Annotated in this window: 19 protein-coding genes; all 19 read right to left on the bottom strand. The window is 69.3% G+C overall.

Annotation, left to right across the window (positions count from 1 at the left end):
- Nucleotides 1-3: 3 nt before the first annotated feature.
- A complete protein-coding gene (purN, locus tag QM792_RS06445; protein WP_415148579.1) occupies nt 4-630 on the bottom strand; it encodes a phosphoribosylglycinamide formyltransferase in 627 nt (208 codons plus the stop codon).
- Nucleotides 627-1,931 carry a tryptophan--tRNA ligase gene (locus QM792_RS06440; RefSeq protein WP_415148578.1) on the bottom strand — a complete coding sequence of 435 codons (1,305 nt, stop codon included), beginning with the start codon at nt 1,929-1,931 and terminating at the stop codon, nt 627-629. The genes purN and QM792_RS06440 overlap by 4 nt, the downstream gene beginning before the upstream one ends.
- Nucleotides 1,932-2,041: 110 nt before the next feature.
- Nucleotides 2,042-2,389: a RidA family protein gene (locus QM792_RS06435; protein WP_415148576.1), complete on the bottom strand. Its 348-nt coding sequence runs from the start codon at nt 2,387-2,389 to the stop codon at nt 2,042-2,044.
- Complete coding sequence (plsY, locus tag QM792_RS06430; protein ID WP_415148574.1) at nt 2,386-3,021, bottom strand: glycerol-3-phosphate 1-O-acyltransferase PlsY; 636 nt, start codon at nt 3,019-3,021, stop codon at nt 2,386-2,388. The genes QM792_RS06435 and plsY overlap by 4 nt, the downstream gene beginning before the upstream one ends.
- 79 nt (nt 3,022-3,100) lie before the next feature.
- Nucleotides 3,101-4,459, bottom strand: a complete 1,359-nt coding sequence (locus QM792_RS06425) for an ATP-binding protein (RefSeq protein WP_415148573.1) — start codon at nt 4,457-4,459, stop codon at nt 3,101-3,103.
- A gap of 9 nt (nt 4,460-4,468) precedes the next feature.
- Nucleotides 4,469-5,185, bottom strand: coding sequence for a response regulator (locus QM792_RS06420; protein ID WP_415148571.1), 717 nt, complete (start codon nt 5,183-5,185; stop codon nt 4,469-4,471).
- A gap of 37 nt (nt 5,186-5,222) precedes the next feature.
- Complete coding sequence (locus QM792_RS06415; RefSeq protein WP_415148570.1) at nt 5,223-5,732, bottom strand: Spy/CpxP family protein refolding chaperone; 510 nt, start codon at nt 5,730-5,732, stop codon at nt 5,223-5,225.
- Nucleotides 5,733-5,913: 181 nt separating this feature from the next.
- Nucleotides 5,914-6,720, bottom strand: a complete 807-nt coding sequence (locus tag QM792_RS06410; protein WP_415148568.1) for a GNAT family N-acetyltransferase — start codon at nt 6,718-6,720, stop codon at nt 5,914-5,916.
- A gap of 124 nt (nt 6,721-6,844) precedes the next feature.
- Nucleotides 6,845-9,046, bottom strand: coding sequence for a phage tail tape measure protein (locus QM792_RS06405; RefSeq protein WP_415148567.1), 2,202 nt, complete (start codon nt 9,044-9,046; stop codon nt 6,845-6,847).
- Nucleotides 9,046-9,297: a hypothetical protein gene (locus QM792_RS06400; protein WP_415148566.1), complete on the bottom strand. Its 252-nt coding sequence runs from the start codon at nt 9,295-9,297 to the stop codon at nt 9,046-9,048. Before QM792_RS06400 ends, QM792_RS06405 begins: the two co-directional genes overlap by 1 nt.
- Nucleotides 9,298-9,306: 9 nt before the next feature.
- The gene (locus QM792_RS06395) at nt 9,307-11,193 is read right to left on the bottom strand and encodes a phage portal protein (protein WP_415148564.1); all 1,887 of its coding nucleotides are present in this window, start codon (nt 11,191-11,193) and stop codon (nt 9,307-9,309) included.
- Nucleotides 11,190-12,293 (bottom strand): hypothetical protein, encoded by a 1,104-nt coding sequence (locus tag QM792_RS06390; protein WP_415148563.1) that lies wholly within the window; start codon nt 12,291-12,293, stop codon nt 11,190-11,192. Before QM792_RS06390 ends, QM792_RS06395 begins: the two co-directional genes overlap by 4 nt.
- A 94-nt stretch (nt 12,294-12,387) precedes the next feature.
- Complete coding sequence (locus QM792_RS06385) at nt 12,388-12,759, bottom strand: helix-turn-helix transcriptional regulator (protein ID WP_415148562.1); 372 nt, start codon at nt 12,757-12,759, stop codon at nt 12,388-12,390.
- A 32-nt stretch (nt 12,760-12,791) separates the two neighbouring features.
- A complete protein-coding gene (locus tag QM792_RS06380; protein ID WP_415148560.1) occupies nt 12,792-13,112 on the bottom strand; it encodes an HNH endonuclease signature motif containing protein in 321 nt (106 codons plus the stop codon).
- A gap of 159 nt (nt 13,113-13,271) precedes the next feature.
- Nucleotides 13,272-14,387, bottom strand: a complete 1,116-nt coding sequence (locus QM792_RS06375; protein WP_415148558.1) for an AAA family ATPase — start codon at nt 14,385-14,387, stop codon at nt 13,272-13,274.
- Nucleotides 14,384-14,590: a hypothetical protein gene (locus QM792_RS06370; RefSeq protein WP_415148557.1), complete on the bottom strand. Its 207-nt coding sequence runs from the start codon at nt 14,588-14,590 to the stop codon at nt 14,384-14,386. The genes QM792_RS06375 and QM792_RS06370 overlap by 4 nt, the downstream gene beginning before the upstream one ends.
- The gene (locus tag QM792_RS06365; RefSeq protein ID WP_415148555.1) at nt 14,587-14,796 is read right to left on the bottom strand and encodes a helix-turn-helix transcriptional regulator; all 210 of its coding nucleotides are present in this window, start codon (nt 14,794-14,796) and stop codon (nt 14,587-14,589) included. The genes QM792_RS06370 and QM792_RS06365 overlap by 4 nt, the downstream gene beginning before the upstream one ends.
- A gap of 94 nt (nt 14,797-14,890) precedes the next feature.
- Nucleotides 14,891-15,358 (bottom strand): hypothetical protein, encoded by a 468-nt coding sequence (locus QM792_RS06360; RefSeq protein WP_415148553.1) that lies wholly within the window; start codon nt 15,356-15,358, stop codon nt 14,891-14,893.
- Nucleotide 15,359: 1 nt separating this feature from the next.
- Nucleotides 15,360-15,662: a hypothetical protein gene (locus QM792_RS06355; protein WP_415148552.1), complete on the bottom strand. Its 303-nt coding sequence runs from the start codon at nt 15,660-15,662 to the stop codon at nt 15,360-15,362.
- Nucleotides 15,663-15,715: the final 53 nt, after the last annotated feature.

The raw sequence follows: 15,715 nt of genomic DNA, 5'->3' as shown, positions 1-15,715 counted from the left end.
CGGTCAGACCAGCAGTTGCGGCTCGCCGCGCAGGTGGCGCACGACGCGGCCCTCGACGCGCAGCGCGCCGTCGACCAGCCAGCGCAGCGCGCGCGGATAGATCACGTGCTCGCGCGCCAGCACGCGCGCGGCCAGCGTCTGCTCGCTGTCGCCGGGCAGCACCGGCACCACGGCCTGGGCGATGATCGGGCCGTGGTCGAGCTCGGCGGTGACGAAGTGCACCGTCGCGCCGGCGGCCTTGCAGCCCGCCTCCAGCGCGCGGCGGTGCGTGTCCAGGCCGGTGAAGGCCGGCAGCAGCGAGGGGTGCACGTTGACGATGCGCCCGGCGTAGTGCGACACGAAACCCGGCGTGAGGATGCGCATGAAACCCGCCAGCGCCAGCAGGTCGGGCGCGAAGGCGTCGATGGCGGCTTGCAGCGCGGCGTCGAAGCTCTCGCGCGAGGCGTGCGCGTGGTGCTCGACCACCGCGGTGGCGATGCCGCGCGCGCGTGCGAAGGCCAGCCCGGCCGCGTCCGGCCGGTTGCTGACCACCGCGGCGATGCGCGCGTTCCACCCCTCGGTGGCGCAGGCCTGCACGATGGCTTCCATGTTGGAGCCGCGCCCGGAGATCAGGACGACGATGTTCTTCATTCCTCGGCCATCAGGGCCGCCAGCGCCGTGGCCACCTCGGCTGCGCCGACACCTTCGGCGCGCGAGGCGGCCAGCGTCGCCAGCGCCGCCGCGCCCTCGCGCTTGAGCCGCGCCACCGACTGCCCGGCCTCCTTGCCGCTGGCGAAGCCCTCGCTTTGCAGCAGCAGGCGGCCGTCGCCGGCCAGCAGCTTGAAGTAGAAGCGGCCGTCGGCCTCGCGGTACTGCTTGAACTCGGGCGGCCGGGTCTTCGCGGCCGCGGGCTTTTCGCCCGAAGCCGACAGCGCCGCGGTCATGCGCCGCAGGCCCACGGCCTCGCGCAACTGCACGAGGAAGGGCGCGGCGATCGCGCGCGCCTTGCGCGCGCCTTCCATCAGCGCCTCCTCGATGCGCGCCGGGTGCGCGATCAGTTCCTCGTAGCGCGCGCGCATCGGCGCGATGTCGCGTTCGAGCCGCTCGCCGACACGCTGCTTGGCCTCGCCCCAACCCAGGCCGGCCTTCAGGTCGGCGCGAAGCTGCGCGCGCTCGGCGGCGTCGGCGAAGGCGTCGTGGATGGTCACCAGGTGCGCGCTGTCCGGATCCTTGGGCTCGCCGGGCAGCTTCGAGTCGGTGACGATGCGCGCGATGGCCGCCTGCAGGCCCTTGGCGCCGCCCTCGAACAGCGGGATGGTGTTGTCGTAGCTCTTCGACATCTTGCGGCCGTCCAGCCCCGGCAGCGTCGCCACCTGCTCGTCGACCACCACCTCGGGCAGCACGAAGTGCTCGCGCCCGTGGCCGAACAGGTGGTTGAAGCGCGCCGCGATGTCGCGCGCCATCTCGAGGTGCTGCACCTGGTCGCGCCCCACCGGCACCTGGTGCGCGTTGAACATCAGGATGTCGGCGGCCATCAGGATCGGGTAGCTGAACAGGCCCATGGTCACGCCGGCGTCGATGTCCTCGCCCGCCGCCTGGTTGGCGTCGGCGGCGGCCTTGTAGGCGTGCGCGCGGTTCATCAGGCCCTTGGGCGTGACGCAGGTCAGCAGCCAGGTCAGCTCGGGGATCTCGGGGATGTCGCTCTGGCGGTAGAAGAAGACACGCTCGGTGTCGAGCCCGGCGGCCAGCCAGGTGGCGGCGATCTCCAGGCGCGAGCGCTCGATGCGCGCCGGCTCGTCGCACTTGATCAGCGCGTGGTAGTCGGCCAGGAAGAAGAAGCTCTCCACGCCGGGCTGCCGGCTCGCGGCGATGGCCGGGCGGATCGCGCCGACGTAGTTGCCCAGGTGCGGCGTGCCGGTGGTGGTGATGCCGGTGAGGACTCGGGTGGTCATTGGCGGATGAAGCTCGAAGACGGACGCGCCCGGCGGGCGCAGCCGCGTATTGTCGTCGCTGGCGTGTCGTCGCTGGCGTGTCGTCGCTGGCGTGTCGTCGCTGGCGGCGCTCAGGTCGCCGCGGTGACGACGATCTCGATCTTCCAGCCGGGGTCGGCCAGGCGCGCCTGCACCGTCGCGCGCGGCGGCGCGTGGCCGGGGGCCACCCAGTCGTCCCAGACGGCGTTCATGCCGTCGAAGTCGGCCAGGTCGGCGAGGTAGATCTGCGCCATCAGGATGCGCGAGCGCTCGCTGCCGGCCTCGGCCAGCAGCCGGTCGACCATCGCCAGCACCTGCGCGGTCTGGCCGCGGATGTCCTGCGTCACGTCGTCGGGCACCTGGCCGGCGAGGTAGACGGTGCCGTCGTGAACGGCCATCTCGGACAGGCGCTTGCCGACGTGGAAGCGGCGCGGGCTCATCGCTTCGCGCCCGCCGCCGGCCTGGCCTTCTGGCCGAACTTGCTCTCGGTACCCTTGAGCAGCTTGCGGATGTTGGCGCTGTGGCGCCAGATCAGCAGCAGGCCCATCACCGCCACCGCGACCGCGATCGGCCCGCCGCCCCAGATCAGCAACTGGTAGAACGGTGCGAACACCGCCGCGACGATGGCCGCCAGCGACGAGTAGCGGAAGAACACCGCGATGATCACCCAGGTGAGCAGCGTCGCCGCGCCCAGCCAGGGGTTCAGCGCCAGGATCACGCCGGCCGCGGTGGCCACGCCCTTGCCGCCCTTGAAGCCGAAGAACACCGGCCAGAGGTGGCCGAGGAAGGCCGCCAGCCCGACCAGCGCCGCCGTGCCTTCACCCAGCCCGTAAGGCGCGCCGAACAGCGCCACCAGCAGCACCGGCACGTAGCCCTTGAGCGCGTCGAACAGCAGCGTCAGGATCGCCGCCGCCTTGTTGCCCGAGCGCAGCACGTTGGTCGCGCCGGGGTTGCCCGAGCCGTAGCTGCGCGGGTCGGACAGGCCCATCAGGCGGCTGACGATGACGGCGAAGGACAGCGAGCCGATCAAGTAGCCGGCCAGCGCGGCGAGAAGCGGAAGCAGACCCTGCATGGAGCCCTGGAATCGAGACGACGGGCCGCCATTCTGCACCCGCGCAGCGCGTGCGCTGCACCTACCCGGCGCGTGCGCCTCAGGCCGACGGTAGAGTGAACACGAACTGGCTGCCGCCGCCGGGGCGCGCCTCGCAGCGCACGCTGCCGCCATGGCGCTGCGCGATCTGGCGCACCAGGCTCAGGCCCAGGCCGACGCCGCCGGCCTGCTCGGCATGCCCCGGCAGGCGGTAGAAGGGCTCGAAGATGCGCTCGCGATACGCCTCGGGCACGCCCGCGCCGCGGTCGCAGACGCGCACTTCGGCCTGGCCGCCCGGCGCGCGCGCCAGTTCCACGCTGACCTCGCCGCCGCCGTAGCGGCGCGCGTTCTCCAGCAGGTTGCGCAGCGCGCGGCGCAGCAGGCGTTCGTCGCCGCGCACCTGCACGGCCGGGCCGGCCACTTCCGCGTCGACGCGCGCCGCCTCCTCGGCGGCCAGGCCGAGCAGGTCGACCGGGTCGCGGCGGTCCAGCGTCTCGGCCGCGTCGAGCCGGCTGGCCAGCAGCACCTCCTCGACCAGCGCGTCGAGCTCGGCGACGTTGGTCTCGATCTCGCGCTTGAGCTGCTCGCGCCGCGCCGGCGAGACCTCGTCGAGCATGGACACCGCCATCTTCATGCGCGCCAGCGGCGAGCGCAGTTCGTGGCTGGCGTTGGCCAGCAGCGACTTGTTCGACTGCACCAGCGCCTCGACGCGCGCCGCCGCGTGGTTGAAGCTCGCCGCCACCGCGGCCACCTCGTCGCGCCCGCTGGCCTCGACGCGGTGGTCGAGCTGGCCCGCGCCAAAGCGCTCGACGCCGCGCTTCAGGGCTTCGAGCCGGCGCGTCAGCCGGCGCACCACCGGGTAGGCGCCGGCGGCCACCGCGACGAACAGCAGCGACAGGAACACCACCACGCCCAGGCCGCGCGGCATCCACGGCGGCACGAAGGGCAGCACCAGTTCGCCGGGCGGGCCGCCGCGCGGCTCGCCGCCGCGCCGCATCATCATGCCGGGCTCGCCGCCCTCCGCGCCGGGCGGCGGGCGCAGGCGCGGGCGGACGATCCACAGCGTGCGGCCGTCGTCGAGCTTCACCGAGGCGGTGCGTGCACCGTCTTCCGTCTGCCGGCGCATGAACAGCTCGCTGGCGACGATGCGCCGGCCCTCGGCGTCGTCGAGCGCCAGCGCGATGCGCAGCCGCTGCGACCAGTCGCGCACCGCGTCGGCCTGCTCGTCCGGCGGCGCGTCGGCGCCGGGCAGCGCGCGCTGCAGCAGGTCGGCCCAGGCCACCGTGCGGTCACCCACCAGGCCCTCGATGCGCACGCGCTCCTGGTCGAGATGGCGCTGGAACACCCAGCCCGACACCGCCGCGAACAGCAGCAGCACGGCCACCACCGTCAGGTAGATGCGCAGGTAGAGCGACTTCACGGGGCTCGCTCAGGCGTCGGAGTCGTCGCCGTCCTGCTTCTTGGCGAAGACGTAGCCGGCGCCGCGCACCGTCAGCACGCGGCGCGGCGTCTTCGGGTCGTCCTCGATCACCGCGCGGATGCGCGAAATGTGCACGTCGATGGAACGGTCGAAGGCCTCCAGCGGATGGCCCTTGAGCGAATCCATGATCTGGTCGCGCGAGAGCACGCGCCCCGGGCTCTGCGCCAGCACCACCAGCAGGTCGAACTGGTGACTGGTCAGGTCGCAAGGCCTGCCGTCCAGCCGCGCCAGGCGCGCGCCGAGGTCGATCTCCAGGCGGCCGAAGCGCAGCACCTCGTCCTCGGCCGGCTGCGGCTGGGCGCGCCGCAGCAGCGCCTTGATGCGCGCCAGCAGCTCGCGCGGCTCGAAGGGCTTGCCGAGGTAGTCGTCGGCGCCGAGTTCGAGGCCGACGATGCGGTCCAGCGGCTCGCCGCGCGCCGTCAGCATCAGCAGCGGCAGCGAGCGCGTGCGCGGGCTGGCGCGCAGCTCGCGGCACAGCTCGAGGCCGTCGCCGTCGGGCAGCATCAGGTCGAGCAGCAGCGCGTCGAAGCTCTCGGCGGCCAGCCGCTCGCGGCCGGCCGCCAGCGAGCCGGCCGTGCTCACCTCGAAGCCGGCGTGGCGCAGGTAGTCGCCCACCATCGCGGACAGGCGGACGTCGTCGTCGATCAGCAGCACTCGCGAGCTCATCGGCGCAAGCATAGCGTCACGCTCCGGCACGCCGCCCTCACTGGCGCGGACGCTCGCGCTGCGCGCGCTGCTGCATGCGCTCGAAGCGCTCGCGCCGGATCTCCTCGCGCTGCTTCACGCGCTCGGCGAGCTTGGCGCGCTGCTCGGGCGTCAGCACGCTGCTCGCGTCGAGCATGGCCTGCAGGCGGCGCTTGCTGGCCTGCTCGTGCAGCGCCTGCTCCTGCTGGCGCACCTGCTCGGCGGCGGCCGCATCGATGGTCGGCGCGGCGAAGATCTGCAGGCTGCGCTCGTGCAGCGCGCGGCGCTGCTCGCGCTGGCCGCGCAGGTCGTCGCCGGCGGCCTTGAAGATCTGGCGGATCTGGCTGCGCTGCGCCTCGCTGGCGTTCAGCCCGTCGAGCATGCGGTCCATGCCGCGGCCGCCGCCCATCACCATGCCCGGGCCCTCCATGCCGTGCATGCCGGGCCCGTAGCCGCCGGGCCGGGCCCAGGCCGACAGGGCGAAGGTGGCGGCCATCGCCACCACCATGCCCGAGAGCATCCACTTCATACCGCCCGCGCTCGTCGTGCGAGGCAGGGCGGCAGCAGCAACTTCGGTACGCGACATCTCTGGCTCCTTTGCAGCGGACCGGCTTGGCCCGTGCAACGAATGCTGCGCAGCAGGAGTGAAGACGCGATGGCGGGGGGGTAAAGATCTGTGAATACCGCGGGCGCAAAACAACCGGTCCGGATCACAGATCCATGGCGAGCATGACCAGGTCGTCCCTGACTTCCCGGCCGCCCACCATGCGTGTGCGCATGCCGGGCACCAGCCTGTGGACGACCCTGAAGCCGAGCTTTCGATAGAAGGCGGCGGCGGTCTGCGTGCCCAGATGAACGGTCGAAACGCCCTGGTCGCGCAGAAACCGGAACAGCTCCTCGGCAAGAAATGTCCCGGTGCCTTGCGCGGCCTCGGCCGCTGTCGTCAGGGTCGCGAGATAGGCATAACGCCTGCCGCCGCGCTCGTGGATGGAGCCGCACACCCCGCCGTGGAGCTGGCCTTGGCCGTCCACCAGCTTCAGTGCGAATGCAGGTTTGATCTTCTCGTCCGCCTCGTTCACCGCTTCGACGTAGAGCGTCGAACCGGTCCCTGCCGGCATCGCCGGGCCACGGATGTACGCACAGGTGTGGTCGGGCCCCGCGGGCATGTCGATCACGGTGGATTCGAAGCCTGCCGCTGCAAGAGACGGGCCAACGAGGTCGCCGAAGGTCGTCAGCACCACGATGCGATCCGGCGCACGGCCTTCCGCGGCCAGGGCATCGCTTCGGGCCGCCACGTATCGCGCGGCATCGCCGATGAAGCCCTTGTCCGATCGGTCCGAGATGTCCGGATGGTCGATCACGACGGACGGGTGGACGCCGAACTCGGCCTCGCGCCGGAGAAACAGTTCGAAGACCGCTGCGGCTTCGTCCTGCATCGTCTGCGGAGATGCGTCGGCCAGGGTCAGCCGGACGAGACGCAGGTCAGGGTTCTCTACGGCCCGCAAGGCGCTGTCCATCGTCGGTGTTTGGCGGGAAGGAGTCGTCCGCATGTTCCCCTGAAATGCAGCAGCCATGCGGGTTAGGGTTCGGCGCAACGCTCAGGTGTCCCCCGCCAGTTCCCCCGGATGCCGGTTGCTGCCCCTACCCTCGCCGCGCCAATGCAGCATCCTGCCGGATTCCGCGCCCTTGAAGCGCCCTGGAGGTGGCGCCGCCTCCACTTGCGATTCCTCGGGCCACGCGCTGGTCGGCCATCTCCAGCCAGACCTCCAGCGTGTTGGAGTCGATCTGAGACTGTCGCGCGACCGTCGTGCCAGGCGGCGCGTTGACGACGACCTTCATATCGCCGCGCCCGAGCGCATCGTTCGGGATCACGCGCCCCGCCGTGTTGGGCACGAACAGCTCAGGCCCCTTCTCGCCGACAACGTAGGCGGTGCCGGCCGCCGCGGGGCCGCCGCTGGCGAGGAAGCCACCGATGTCCATGCTGCCGTAGCCCGCGCCCGTTCCGAAGCCGCTGTCGTTGCCCAGGAGCGCGCTGATGGCCAAGCGGATCAGCATGGCGATGAGCTTGTTGCTCTCTTCCACCAGGAAATTGATCCGTGGCCTCAGGACCGTCTTCGCGAACTGCGCCTTCATTTCGTTGAGGAAGATCTTGTTCAGGTCCGCGCCGCGGTGGAAACCATCGAGAAGGCCTCGCTCGATCGCATAGGCTAGCGCGGACGAGGCTTCGTCGCCCGTGCGCTTCGCTTCCTCGGCTGCCTTCTGGTCGATTCCCTTCTGGATGCGCTGACCCAGCAGGCCCTCGCGTTCGCGCAGCAGGTCGATCTCCTGCTGAAGCGCCTGGAGCTGCGTCTCGGTGACGCCGGCGGCTTCCTGGCGCGCCAGTTCCTCTTCCTTCAGCGCCCGCGTGCTGCTGATGCGCGCGCGCTCCACGCCGAGCAGGCCCAGCTCGTCGAGGCCGAACAGGTCGATCTCGCGGCGCAGCTCGGCGTTGCCCTTCATCAGAGATTCGAGGCTGTCGAGTTGGGCGCGGCCGCGCGCGGTCTCGCCGGCCACCTCGGCTTCGCGCAGTTCGATCGCTTGTTTGTTCAGATCGTTGAACTCCGCTTGCGCGAGGATGGCCTTCTCCATCGCCGGCGTCAGGCCCTTGATGCGGCCTTCCTGAATGTCGAGCAGCGCCTTCTCGTAGGTCGTGAGGTCGAGCGTTTCTTCGACCTGCTTCTGGAGCGTTTCGAGATAACGCTGCGCCTCGCTGGTGATGGCGCTGTGCTTCTTGGGGTCATCTGGTGTCGGAGGCTTCGGCAGGCGCGGATCGGTGAACCCAACGCCGCGGCCGAACGTCGTGCGACCGGCCGCCGCGTTGAGCGCATCGTTGAGCTCCTGCGTAATGGTCTTGGCGCGCGCCTCTTCCTCGGCGAGTCGTTGACGCAACTGTCCCAGCACGCCGCCCTGGAAGTTCTCGCCGACGCCGCGTGCCGTGAGCTTCTCGATCTCCGCTCGCAGTCCCTTGATGGAGTCGCTGGTGGTCTTCGACTGCTTCTCCAGCATGTCGGCCGGCTCGGCACCACCGAGGATCACCTCGTACAACGCCATGAACGAGCCGCGCAGGATGCCGAAGTCGCGTGCGTTCTTGAGTGCATGGTCGGATAGCTCCACCAGGGTCGGTGTCACCTCCTTGGCCAGTTGCAGCGCCAGACCCTCGCCCGATTTCTTCAGGCGGCTCAAGTTGTCGTTGAGTTCTTCGGCCGCCTTTGCCGTCTCGTCGTCGATGACAACACCCAGCCGCTTGGCCTCTTCGGTGAGCCGCCCGATGCCGGCGCTGCCGCTGTTCAGCAAAGGGATCAGGTCGGTGCCGGCCTTGCCGAAGAGCTCGATCGCCAGCGCGGCCTTCTTCGGGCCATCAGGCATCGCGGAGAAGCGATCCGCGACCTCCGCGAGCACGCGCTCGCTGGCCTTGAGATTTCCGCTTGAGTCTCGAATGGAGACGCCGAGCTGCTTGAACGCAGGGTCGTTGCTGACCAGGCTCTTGTTCAGCTCTCTCAGCGCGGTGCTCAGCCCGGCGGCCTCCACGCCGGAGAGCTCGGCGGCGTAGGCCAGCGCAGTGTAGGTATCTACCGAGACGCCGGCCGCCTGTGCGGCCTTGCCTGCGGCATCAGCAGCGTCGATCTGCTGTTTCACCATGTAGGCCGTGGCGACACCAACGGCAGAAATCCCCAGGCCGATCTTCCGGCCCGCATCGACGGCTTCCTTACGGAGTTCCCTGAGCGCCTTCTCCGAGCGCTTCATGTCTGTGATGAAGCTCCCCGTCGCCGCGAGCAAGGAAATGACGATGCTCCCCGCAACCATCAGTGCACCCTCCCTGCGGAGGACAAGCGCGACAAATGGGCAGCCGTCGCGGCCATGTGCGCCCATTCATCACTCCACAGCCGCATTCCGGCAGCACGCAGCCTCGGCAGTTGCGACTCGATGAACCAATCCGGGTGGCCAGCCGCTCGCAGAGCACTGGCGAACTTGGTCAACTCGGCCTCGATGATCACCGCGGCCTTTCGATTGCGCTCCGCCTCGGAGTCGGTAGCGCTGAACACCAGCTCTTCCATCTGAATTCCTCAGGATAGGTACGCTTCGCCAGAGAACGCGGCTCCGAAGGTGAGAACCACGGTGTTCTCGTTCGGATAGTCGCTGTCGCCCTCGACCTCATCGCCAGCGCTGTTGATCACGGTGACGTTCGGCCGCATGCCGAGGTTGTGATGGATCGTCCAGGTGTCGGACGCGGTGCTTTGAACGTGCCGGTACGCGGCGGTCCCTGAACCGCCCGGGCCATTGACCTTCTGCACGACGACGCCGCTGATGCCCTGATAGCCGCGCTCGCCCTTCAGATCGACCCACGGCCCCCAGGGCCGTCCGTCCGGCCCTTGCTCGAACCGCAGGCGCGTGCCGTCCCACTGGTGCTTGGGCATGGGACCCATCTCGCCGGGCTCACCCTGTGCGCCCTCCTCGGGTTGCCTGCCCGCCAACGCCATCAGGGCATCTTTGTGCACCACCAGTTCGGCAGCCAGCGCCTGCACGGTGCACAGCACCTCGCCGAGAGCATTGTCGAGGCGCGCCACCACAGGCGAATCGTTCAGGGCCGTTGCCATCTCGGCCTTGATGGCCTGCACGATTGCGGCCTTCTGCCCTTTGCCCGACGAGGGCTCCAGCATGAGCGCCGCCGCCGGCGCGCTGCCGCCCGTCTTGAACGGATCGTCCTGGCTGTCACGCTTCGCCAGCGCGGCGAGGCTGAAGTTCTGCTGCTGTAGGTAGGGCGTCTCGCCGCCGGCGACAGGCCCGCGGCCGAACTTCCGCCGCGCCTCGTTCGGCGCGCTGATGCCGCGCTGCACGAGCGTGCCCTCCACCTCGGCCAGCGTGGCGCTGTCCATGCGCAGCAGGTCGTCGAGATCGAACTCGGTGCGGTAGACGCGCGGATCGAGCCGCATCGCGCGGTCGAGCAGCGTCTCAACGGCCTCGATTTGCGCCTGCAAGCACTGGGAGTAGTACTGCTGCCACAGCGCCTGCACGTTGTCGTAGCTCGGCGCGTCGCCGATGCCGACGAGGAACGCCGGCACCTTGAACGCGCGCGCGACCTGCTGATCGCTCAGGCCGAGCATCTCGGCCATCTGAGCTTCGTCGGCTTTCATCGCAAGCGCCTGGAACTTCAGGTCGTCGCCGAGCACGGCGATCTTGCCGACGTTGTTGCCGCTGTAGTTCTTCTCCCACTGCGTCTTGAGCCGCTCAGCGGTCTCGTCGCTGATCTCGCCGGGCGCGGTCAGGATGCCGCCGGGCCGGCTCATGTTCGCGAACAGCTTCGCGGCGTTCTTCTGGATGTTCAGGCCCTGCGCGGCGGCGAGGCTGCATGCGTACAGCGGCGAGAGGCCGACGAGCGGGTGGAAGAGGCAGTTGAACCGGTCGTGGATGATCTCGGAGGCGGGCACCGCCTCGATGTCATACGGCAGGCGCGACAGGTCGTCGGAGTTCAGGCCGTAGAACACGTCTCCGTTCGGCGCCACGAGCGGGCGCACGCGCAGCGGATCGAGGATGTAGATCGCGCGCACGTTGCCGGCGCCGTCGCGCGCCAGTAGGCCGTAGGTGTTGCCGCGTGACTGTTTCGACAGCTGCCAGGTCTCGATGAACTGCTGGCGGGTCTGGAAGTGGTTCGGCTCGCGCAGCAGCGGCGAGTAGGTCGACACGTCGGTCTCTTCCCAGACGCTGCCGACCTTCGTCATCAGGCGCAGGCTGAGCTTCGACACGTCCGATGCGATCGTCGTCACGCACGCGAACGCGGTCGAGAACGACAGCGCCGTGTCCGCGTTGATGGCGATGTCGGTCTGGAAATCATTGTCCATCACGAAGCCGAGGAAGCGGCCTCGGCCTGGCACGGACGAGAGGGCGCGCTTGCCGACGATCACGCTCACCGCGTCGCGGACGCGCTGAACGAGGCCCACGGTGGTGCTGGTCACGCGTCGTACTCCGCGCCGGTGATGACGATGACGCCGCCCGGCCTGGCGCTCTTCCAGTTGAGGCGCCAGTTCAGCAGCAGGCCGACCATGTCGTTCTGCCACAGGCTCACGAGCCTCTGGCTGGATGCCGTCGGAACGTTCCCGTCGCCCGAGGGCGCGGTGTCCATTTCCACCGTCGCCTCTTCGGCTTGGCTCACGCTGCCGCCTTCATCGAGCAGCGCGACTGAGCCGCCGTCGAGCAGCGTGATCGAGGCGCCGCCGGCGACGAAGCGAGCGCCGGAGGTCGTGCAGACGGGAAGGCCGGCCAGCTTTCCGCCGAGCGCGCCCAGGTCTGCCCCGATGCCCTTGCCGCCGGCGCGCACACCCACCTTCGCGGCGATTCGCGGATGCATGCACCAGCAGGCGGTCTTGAAATCGCCACTGAACAGTTCCAGCGCCGCCTCGACATCGGCAGCAAGGTCGCCGCTGGACACGATCGACGGCGCGCCGTGGTTGATGGCCGGCGGCGTGAGGCCGGCGGCGCCGCCGTTCGTCTCGTCGATGAATGCGCTGTCGGCCAGCGCGGCCGCCGCGCGCAGCATGTCGCGGAGGAACACACCTTCCGCCTGCGGCGCTTCGATCAGTTCCTTCGACGCCGCCATGATCGTCGAGACGGTCAGCGGCTCGATGTCGTCGCGCGAGAAGGCGCCGGCGGAGAAGCGGGCCGCCTTGCCCTTGCTGCGCCAGTACGCGGTCATCGGCGTGCTGACGCCGACCACGGGCACGCGCGCCGGCACTCTCCGCAACCCCGGGACGCTCCCGAAGAGGGAGAGGTCGGAGGCGGCGTCGAAGAACTCGACCTTGGCGCTCACGTACTGCTGCACGAGGGCGTCCGCTGACCCGTCCACGTTGCCGACGCCAGCCTTGACGAGCCCGACCATGTTTTCGAGGGCGCCCCTGTCGTGTGCACCGCCGAGAACGGCCAGCGCGCCGGCCGCGGAACGCGCGCCCCAGCGCGCAGTCATGAACGCCGTCAGCTGGTCCGGGGCCAACGTGTGGAGCTTGCGCGCCGAAGCCGCGATGACGGAGCGCGCAAAGAGCATGCCGCGAGGGAGGGTCATGATAATCGTCTGAGCCGAGATGCGCCGAGCATGCAAGCCACGATGGAGTCGCGTCCATCGGCAGACGTTGGAACTCGTGGGGACTCGTGGCACTTCATTGGGAGTCGTGGCCGAAGTTGCGGAAGGCCTCCAGCCATTCGGCCAGGTCGTGAAGGCGGTAGGTGATCGGATGCCCTCGCCCGCCGACCTGAAAGTGCGGCGGTGCCTTGCCGGCGCGGCGCTTGTTGGCCAGCGTGCCCTCCGCGATGCCCAGCAGCTCGGCCGCGACGGACTCGCCGACCCGACCATCAGCGGTGATGAATGACTCCTCGTCGTCGCAGCGGGCTCGCAGCACGGCCTCGGTAGCGGCCACGCGGGCTTCAAAGGCCGGCCGCTCGGGGTCTGGTGTGGGTGTCATTTGCTGATTTGATTTGCTGCTGAACAGGGAATTTTTTCTCTGCGTGAGCGGGCGGCAGGTCAGGAGCAAGGCGGCGTTTTGCCTTGCCCCTACCCCCCCGGTCACCGCTCCTGCGCCCGCTTCGGCCCGTCGTGGCAGGGCTGGCACAGCGACTGCCAGTTCGCCCGATCCCAGAACAGCGTCTGATCGCCCTTGTGCGGCACCCTGTGGTCGACGACTGTGGCCTGCCTGACCACGCCGCGCTGCTCGCACATCACGCAGATCGGATGCTTGGCGAGGTAGGCCCGTCTGGCCTTCTGCCACTTCCAGTCGTAGCCGCGCTCGGAGGCACTGCCGCGGCCGCCTTCCTTCGGCGGCTTCGCGACGGACAGGTCGGCGAGCGCGACGCGGTCGCCCAGGCGGCGGATCTTCAGCTTGGACATCGCGACCTTTCCGCCGGCTGCGCCGGCATACGAGCAGACAACGAACAGACAAACGAGCAGACAACGAACGGACAAAGCGGACACCGCAGCGAACAGACAGACAGACAAACCCCTTTAGGGGTTGTCTGTCCGTCCGTTGCGGTGGGGGCGTCTGTCCGTTCATGTCGGAATCCACATGCCCCGGCTGCTTCCCTTGGCAACCATCCCAGCGGCCAGAAGCGCGCTCTTGATGCGTTGCATTGCCTTCTCGCGCGAGCCCTCCGAACCCTGCGCGATCAGCCCAGCCGCCTCGCATTCCGCCTGCCAGAAGCGGAAGGCCGTCTCGCCCGATCCGTTGGCCTTGCGCAGGAGGTCGAGCGCGCGCTGTTCCCTGTCGCCGACCGAACCGCGCTCGACCTGCTCAAGCGTCACCTCCGACAGCAGGCCGGACGGCCCTCGCTTCAGCCAGATGGGTGCGAAGGCCTCGGGCGGGCAGTGGTTCGCCTTCGTCAGCGCGAGCTGAACGTGGCGCTTGCGCTCCACGATGTCGTCGATCTGGAAGCGCCTTGCCTCGTCGGCGGTCATCGTGCGCAGCACGAGTTCGCCGCGGACAGCATCCGTCAGCGCACCGCCACCGCGCGCGGCGTGTGATCCCAGCTCTTCAGCCTGTTGCAACCCCTTCGCCGCATGCGCTGTCAGCAGGACGCAGGCACCGGTGTCGATGGCGATGCGATCGACCAGCTCGCCGAGCCGGCGCTGGTGCGCCTGGTCGAGTTCGTTGCCTTCGGTGAGCGCGAGCGCGGGATCAAGGCCGACGAAGACCAGTGGCTCGGGCATCGCGAGAAGCTGACGCATGAGCCAGTCGTAGGCGTCCGTCTCGTGCAGCGCCATGCCGCTTGCGGCGAGAAGGCGCATCGAGCGTCCGGCGAGCGCGTACACGCGCAGCCTTTGCGTGAGCAGCTTTCGCTCTTCTGCCCCGAGGCCTTTGCCCAGCTCGTGCACGGTGGCATGAACATCGGCCACGGTGTCCTCTGTGAGGAACAGCGCCGCGCTGCCGGTGCGGTGGACCTGCCAAGACCAGGGCAGCGTGCCGAGCACGGCGCCGGCGCCGAGCCCGTACTGAAGGCGTGTCTTCGACGTACCACCGAGGCCAGCAAGAACGTGCGCGCGCCCGGCGAGCAGCGGGCCGGCGAAGTGCGGCGCCGGCTCGGGCACGCTGTCGAACATGCCGTTGATGCGGCCGTCCGGCCAGCGCAGGAACGGGTCTTCTTCCCGCTCGACGGCGCTTGCGGTCACGCGCCGACCCGCCTCGCGAACGTCTCTACTTCATCGAGGCGCAGTTCGCGCGTCAGCCCCCACTTGCAGACGATGAACATCCCGATCGGCGTGCGGTGCAGTTCGAACCCCTTGAGGGCCAGCTGCGCCTCGACGGTCGCGATGCGCTTGCGCACGGCATCGTCGTGTTTCGTGAGCGCCTGTTCGGCGGTGGTGCTGCTCATGCCAGCGCCTTCCGAGCCTCGTGCAGTTGCCGCACAAGCTCGCGGATCTCGTCGTCGCTCTTGCCGGCGATGCGAGCCGCGTTCAGTCGTGAGATCTCGCCGGCGGGCCAGCCGATGCGACGGCCTCCGAGCGGCACAGGCGCCGTGAGCAGCCCTTTCTTCACGTCGTCATACGTTGCCGTTCGGCCGCGGCCTCGTTCGGCCATGACCCTCTCGAAGCGAAGTAGTGTAGCCTCGTTCATTTGCGTCCTAACGATTGCTGGCGGACGCATTGGGAACGAGCGGGCGGCCCGCGTCAGGTCAGGAACTCTCCGACTTACTACCCCTGTGACGAGCTGGAGAGATGCCCATCGCAGTGAAGAAGCTGCGCGCCGTTGGGCCGCAGGATTTCACCGCTGCCTTGACGGTTTCTGCCGAGCAGCTATGCGTGTCAGCGACTACGAAGCGCGATTGCTCCGCAGAGAGGCCGCGCCCCCAGTGCTGCGCGTAGTAGCACAGCGCCAGGTCGTGGTGGTTGTGGATGGGCGGCCGCCCGCGCGGTCGCTTGTCGTCGTGCGGAAGGCTTGCCGCGATGCTGCGCAGGATCTGTGGATCAGCTTGGTCGGTTCGGCGTCCGGCCTCCAATCTCGCAGCGAGATCTTGCAGGTATTGCCTTTGCTCTGCGCGAGGAACTGTCGTGCGAGCTGGTGTACCCTTGCCCTTGCGCAGCTGCTTGCCGGCCGCGCCTCCCGGTGTGGCCTTCTTCTTCGAGGCGGGCGTCGCTGCCATGTCAGATGTAGCGAGCCTCAAGCTCGGCCGCACACAGCGCTTTGACGGTCGCACGATCGCCACGCTCCCTTGCCACCTCGAACTCAATGCGCCAGCGCGTGTCGCGATCTGCTGAGGCGAACCACGGGGCACGTAACGCCTCCTGCGGCCGCATCACCACCACACCCTCGGCGGTGTCGAAGTGCAGTACTCGGTGCTGGCGTGTGCTGGTGCGGTAGTACGTGCCGCACCAGACGGGCGCAGGCGTGGTGGCCGCGAGCAAGGCGCCCGGCGGGGCAAAGGGGACAGTTCGGACGGCAGCCATGATGTGCTTCTCCTACGGTTGCGCGTTGTGGTCAGAGGCTGCCGGCGTTGGCG

The organism is Piscinibacter sp., assembly GCF_047600445.1.
Lineage (GTDB): Bacteria > Pseudomonadota > Gammaproteobacteria > Burkholderiales > Burkholderiaceae_C > Piscinibacter.
This window is presented reverse-complemented; position numbering and strand designations above follow the sequence as displayed.